This is a genomic window from Roseovarius albus (genome assembly GCF_900172335.1).
GTDB classification, from domain to species: Bacteria; Pseudomonadota; Alphaproteobacteria; order Rhodobacterales; family Rhodobacteraceae; genus Roseovarius; species Roseovarius albus.
Genome location: NZ_FWFX01000010.1, coordinates 149,756 through 155,860, shown reverse-complemented (window position 1 = coordinate 155,860; position 6,105 = coordinate 149,756). Strand labels below are relative to the sequence as shown.

5 protein-coding genes are annotated in these 6,105 nt (G+C 50.7%); 3 read left to right on the top strand and 2 right to left on the bottom strand.

Annotated elements, in window-relative coordinates; genetic code table 11:
• Positions 1 to 647 precede the first annotated feature (647 nt).
• Complete coding sequence (locus tag ROA7450_RS15230; RefSeq protein ID WP_085806753.1) at positions 648 to 1,442, top strand: TauD/TfdA family dioxygenase; 795 nt, start codon at positions 648 to 650, stop codon at positions 1,440 to 1,442.
• On the opposite strand, the gene ROA7450_RS15225 is transcribed toward ROA7450_RS15230, so the two are convergent.
• Complete coding sequence (locus ROA7450_RS15225; protein ID WP_143534482.1) at positions 1,439 to 2,719, bottom strand: ATP-grasp domain-containing protein; 1,281 nt, start codon at positions 2,717 to 2,719, stop codon at positions 1,439 to 1,441. The two genes, ROA7450_RS15230 and ROA7450_RS15225, sit on opposite strands and share 4 nt — an antisense overlap.
• A 392-nt stretch (positions 2,720 to 3,111) precedes the next feature.
• On the opposite strand from ROA7450_RS15225, the gene ROA7450_RS15220 reads away from it, so the two are divergent.
• Complete coding sequence (locus ROA7450_RS15220; RefSeq protein ID WP_085806749.1) at positions 3,112 to 3,345, top strand: hypothetical protein; 234 nt, start codon at positions 3,112 to 3,114, stop codon at positions 3,343 to 3,345.
• Positions 3,346 to 3,452: 107 nt separating this feature from the next.
• On the top strand, positions 3,453 to 4,595 hold the full coding sequence (locus ROA7450_RS15215; protein ID WP_159454064.1) for a phosphoenolpyruvate carboxykinase (ATP): 1,143 nt from the start codon (positions 3,453 to 3,455) through the stop codon (positions 4,593 to 4,595).
• 322 nt (positions 4,596 to 4,917) lie between these two features.
• On the opposite strand, the gene ROA7450_RS15210 is transcribed toward ROA7450_RS15215, so the two are convergent.
• A complete protein-coding gene (locus ROA7450_RS15210) occupies positions 4,918 to 5,634 on the bottom strand; it encodes a DUF8692 domain-containing protein (protein ID WP_143534481.1) in 717 nt (238 codons plus the stop codon).
• Positions 5,635 to 6,105 lie beyond the last annotated feature (471 nt).

The window sequence follows — 6,105 nt, the reverse complement described above, 5'->3', positions numbered from 1 at the left end:
AAACAACGCGAAAGGATCAAACTGAAGACGCTCGAAGCGCGGCGCTTGCATCACCGCAAACACGCCGCATAATCAAACCAACAAGATGAGCCAAACTCTCACTTAGTTTAGGCCCACATTGGTTCCAAAAACTCTGGTGACGGACACCATTTCATGTTGTTCGGCGGCCACTAGTCCAGCGGAAAGGGAAACAATCACGACACCGTAGGCTGCTTTGCTTGTAATCTTCAAAAGCGTGCTGAATGCTGTATGATTGAACATTGTTTCCTCGCATATAGATAATTGAGTTTGCGGTGTGAGTTACCAATATCGATAGCTTAACGTGTGATTTTCAATCTGCCTAATTTTTTTACTAGATGACCTCTTCGGTCAGAATTGCCATCACAGCCCAAGCAAAGAGGTGGCCCCACTTGGTCGATATTGGGCTCTAATGTTCTCAACTGAGCCGATGGGTGCAATCAGTGCATAGCGGTCATTCAGCGGTTCACCGGGAATGGCCGTTTTGTGCGGAGATACCGGAAAGTTTTCAGCGCTTCATATCAACCCTCTACGCCATACGAAATCGGACATAATTGAAGTGCGATTGTCAAAGCGGGCAGTGCGGTCTAACATCGCAATCGATCTTTAGATTGGGTGTTGGTGCTCGTATGAAAACAGTTTTGGAAGTCTCCCCTGGTTTTGAAACGGTGCTGGATGCACCAAACCCAGAAAACGAAAAGATTCTTGACGACTTAGCGCGTCGGCTAGTCGAAGCACCCCATTTTGTCGTTCTAAGAGGGTTTCCCCAGACCGATAGCCCCGACGCGGGAACGGCGCTTGCCAAAGCGATGGCGCGTCGGTTGCCACATAAGGAAGGGGTAAAACCAGACATGATCGAACGGGTGTCTTGCACGCGCGTCGCGATCAAAGAAGGCATCGATCCCATTGGCAACAACGCAACAGCTTATAGCCGAACAAATCAAAAGATCCCGTTGCATACGGATTCAAGCTATCGCGCCTCGCCGCACGAATTTGTTGCTTTTCAGATGATCCGCCCAGACGCAGAGGGCGGAGAAACAACTTTGGCGACCGTTGAAGATGTTATCAACGCGCTCGATGACTTTACACAAGAAGTGCTGAGTTTCCCGATCTACCCTTTCGGAAAGCTACGCGTCCCAATCCTTTGGGAAACCGCGTCTGGTCCCCACATCCGGTATTACCGCAGTCAACTGGATATGGACTTGGAAGAGGCAGACCCGCCCCTGCCAGAACCTGCTTTGGCAGCGGTCCGGCGACTTGACGCCGTCCTGGAAAATGACAGTTTGCAGCATCGCATAAAGCTTGAAGCGGGCGACGTCATCTGCCTGCACAACACCAAAATCCTTCATGGTCGCAGTGCCTTCGCCCAGACCAGCGACCGTTTGATGTTTCGACTCCGTGCGGATGTCGGCTGCATCGGTTAAGTGAGCCCGCACCTCCGCCGCAGCATTGTGTTAAAAGCCCAACTGATCGTCTCAAGGTAAGGACGGGTATAGGGAAAGTTGTCGGCATGATCGAAGTTGTGCCGCATCGAGGCATTCGCTTCGAAAATCAGCAAGCGATTGTCGTTTGTGACGGTGAAATCAATTCCGAAGAACTCTAGCCCTATGACATCGCGCACGTCGTGGAGCGCTTGGAATACCTCGGGCCCAAGAAAATCTTCGGGATCTGAAAGGTATCTTTTTTCCCGTTCTTGCGTGTCTGGCTCTTTGTCCATGATCCGATAGCGATCACCGGAATGGATCTGCCAGCAATCACTGCTCAGGCCAGCGACAGGGTAGAAGCGTCCATCAATGAAAAAACACCGGCACTTCGTATACCTACCACTGGTGTTTTTACAGTCTACATACTCAGTGACGTAAAACTCATCCGCGCCTTCTTTCGAAACGAGATAGTCGAGGGCTTCGTTTGAATTCTCCAGCTTCTTTACAGTAATCCCGGTTTGGGTGCCCGGAATCCGGATGATGAGCGGAAAACTGAACCCTTCGTCCTTCAACTTGTTCAAGAAGGATAGAGCATGGCCATTGTAGCCCAAGTTTTGCGTCCTGGGAAACAGCACGTGCGGTATGTTACCCAAGCGCAATGCGTTTCGATCTCGGGTGGTTTTTGCAACCTGCCTCGGATGATTCAGGACCGGGACCCCTGCGAAAAGTTCAAGCATCTCGGACATCCACGGAAACAACGGCCCGTTTGAGTCACCGTCGCTCGCTGTGTTGAGGATCATATCAACTTTCGGAATGTCCTCGGGCGAAGGCGTGAAACCCTTAACCATATCGTATAGGATGACGTTGAAGTCATCGATTGAAATGAACTCGTCAGTGGAAAAATGACCGCGCTTTCGCAAACGTTCTGTGATCCCCGTTTCCATGTCCCGGACTGCGTTCAGAAAGCAACCCTCGGCACAGCGCACCAGAAGGACCGTCGGTCGATTGTCGTTTGATACCTCGTGAATAAAAGGGTCCAATTTCGAGGCCAAGACTAGATCCTGCCGCGCACCAAGGAAGTCTTCGTACTTGCACCGAATGGCCGAGATTGTGCGAAGCGCGTCTGCATCGCCTTTTTCTCCTTTAATGGTTGGCCCGAGAAGCTTGACGGCTTGCGCATGGTGCCCAAGTTTGAATAGCAGCTCGCCTGCCAAACGCCGTTGGTGACGGTTGAGATCGGGCTCATTTGTAACGCGAAAAACATGGCGCCTTGCCAAGTCCAACCGCCCTAGTTTCACCAAAGATTGCGCTAGTTCGAGGCGAAGTTCGATATTCTCTCGATCAGCGCGGAGATCAGCGTAGGTTTTCGAAAGGTGCTTCCGAAGGCTTTTGGTCTTCCGCCTCTTGTTTACTCCTGGATGCCAGTTCACTGGGCACAAATCGAATCATCCGTATCTAATCTAAAAAATTGAAAGTCATAGTCAGCTTCACCTGCCGCACTAATCTCTCGTTAATTGACATTAATACAACGGCATGCGATTGATATAAATGCATGAAAACAAAGCATTCAAGGGAATTGTGGCCACAATAAGGCACTAATAACGTGATTTCCAGCAGCAAGCGTGCTATGTAGATCCCGTAAAGTAATAATATTGCGTAGAGGTTTAATATGTCATTAGACGATAAAGATCCTGAAACAAACGAAGAATTGAAAGACGCAGATCGTCGCGAAGTGCTTGCCTCACTGGCCAAGTACACAGCTGGTGTTGCCGGTGCGTCTGCAGTCGCGCTTTCAGCGTCGACTTCAGTCTCGCTTGCAAGCGTAAGTGGTCGGAACGATCCTCCTCAGGACCCTCCTTACGACCCTCCCATTAAAAAAGTCAGTGTTGGTGACGACGACTAAGACCAGCTTTCAGATCGCTCCATTTAATCAGTTAACCTAGCATCTGAGGTTCTGTGAATAAAACTTATGATACTGGGAAGTGTGATTTTGGAACGTTTGTCGCATTTGTGAGAGAATGCTCTGAAAGCGCATACGATATTGAGATCTCGCAGCTGAACGGGCACACCGTTTTGCACTCGCGGGCGACTGGGGCAATCTTGATTACAGATGGCTTTGGACGCGATCTCATCGAGTGTGTCAAAGACGCGCCCTCCGAGTCGGAGTTGCTGGCGCGTCTTTCCCATTCAGGGTTCTTCCCGACGACAGAAGAAGATGTTCTGTGCCGCGCGGTCGCGGCCTTGTCAGAATGGCAAGACGTCGGCCTTTTCGCGACCGAACGCTACCCGTATCCCGAACCGGTGTATGATGACGGGCGGGACGCACCCCACATGCGCACCTATGCTTCGCCGCATGGGTGCTTTGTCATTGAAACAGACGATCAAAAACTTGCTGACCAACTGGACGAAATCTTGGGAAGGTATCGTGCCGCCAAAGGCGTTTGCACTCCGACCAAACGCGCGCGATGTGTATCGCAGAACGGTGGCCGGCGGGGCGTTTTCCTTGAAGGCGAAGCCATCTGGGGGCGCTCTACGCGGGATGAAGCACGTTACTTCCTGGTGCGGGAAGCAGCCGAGATCCTGTGTGGCGCTGACAGGGTCGGGTCAATTCTCCATGGGTCCTCGGTGCGAGGCGACACAGGTGCTTTGCTCTTTGTGGGCGACAGCGGGCATGGCAAGTCCACCCTGGCGCAAGGTCTAGTGGCCGCAGGATGCGGCTTTCTCGCAGACGATCACTTGCCGTTGCACATTGATGGCCGGGATTTGATGGCCTTTCCTACCGGCAGCGCCGTGAAACCGGGGGCACGCGAGCTTCCCGAAGTGAAAGCACTGGTAGACTGTCACGGAAAAGAGGGCAGCTTGAGAAAGGGTGTCAGCTATTTACAGATCCCTGCAGCCGGTCAGATCGCAACGCGCCATATAATTCGCGCGATTGTCATGCCTAAATTTTTCGAAGGGGCAGATCTAAAGGTCGAGCGAGTCGCCCCTCCTGAAGCGTTTTTTGAATGCATTCTCTCAGGCGCCCGCCCCTCCCGACAGACAGCAAGCGCCGCTCCTCTCGCCAAAATGTGTGACAAGGTACCGGCGTATCGATTGACTTTCGGCAGTTCCGATCAATCCATTCCGACCTGTCTGGATTGGTTGCAACAATAAGCGATCTGCGGCACTTGCCCGCGACTTGCAATTGTTTCAGCGAATTTTCAATTCGACCGGGGACGAGAAACGCCGCATCTGAAAAACTGGAAATCATTTGTTTGGTTGAAGAATGCCACCTAGTTGCCCGCCAAACACCGGCAAAGCTAGGAATTCCAGAACTGTTTTCTTCCGTGGTGTTGTCGCGTTAATTAACCAGATGAGCCGAACCCTCTCTTAGTTTAGGCCGCCTTTGGTTCCAAAACTCTGAACACTGGCATTGATGACATGTTGTGATGCTCTCATGACTTAACAGAGTCGATCACGATACCGCAGAGCGTAACTATCTAACGAGCATCTTTTGTTCGGTTTTTTCAAAATGAGAGAGAGCAGTCCGGATAATAAATAATGTCCAGAACACCTGACCGATAAATTTGGCCCCATCTTCGAATAGAGTTTGCAATTGACTGTTTGGAAGCCGGTCAAGCCCAACGGATAAAGCAAAAAAGACCACCGAGACAATCAGGCTCAAAACGGGTGCTCTTACTATATCTTTCCTCCCCAGAAAAAAAATCAAAGTGGCCCATAAAAAATATACTAAAAACAAACGCGTCTCGCTAAGGCCAGTTATACTTGGCCAGATCCTCTCGTGGAACATAAACATGTCATCCAGGGTAAGAAACGCCGTGAATAAACTCAGATGGAAAAGGAAACTGCTCGCCAATCTTTGACGCAATAATAATGCTGTAAACAGTCCGATGACTGCGCCTGACCACCAGATCAATACCCCAAAATTAGACTGCATACCCAAATAGACCCGGCCCTTGGTTACGACCAACGGGTCCTTGGTGAGATGGCTGATCTTGGTTCCGGTCAAGTGACCAAAAGCGACAACAGCGCTTAGCGCCAGTATGCATATTGCAAATATGAGAACGACTTCTCGGATCTGGTGCCCACTAAACACCCGTGATTGGGTAAGCTGGTCTTGATTGTTACCAACTCTATTCCGCATACTTGCTACCAATCTTCCTAAGCCTTTCAAAAGTATTTCTGTTCTCACGAGAAGTCAATTAATTGGGGCAACACGAAATTGCTCAAATTAGATCTCTTGGGTGCCCGCCCGTCCCGACTAGACTGTGAGCGTCGCGCCTCTTGCCAAAGTGTGTGACGAAGTACCGGCCTATCGATTAAACTTCGGCAGTTCGGATTAATCTATTCCAGCCTGTCTGGATTGGTTACGGCAATAGGCGATCTGCAGCACTTGCACGCGCCGACCGGTCTAATGGCCACAGTTGTTAAGGGGCTGTTGCGTTAGCCGTGGCGCAGCTTTTCGCAATGCTGACATAGGTCGTCGCTTAGAAGCAGTTCGCCACCCTCGCAGCATAAGTGTGTCTGGGGAAGGCTGTTTCGAAGCAGGGCAAATTTTAAGCGACAAAACCCAAGATGACTGCCTTAACGTATCGCCAGAATCGGGTCACTGCATTCGATCACTGCGACGATTGTGTCATAGAACTGGAAGCCTGTTGCGATT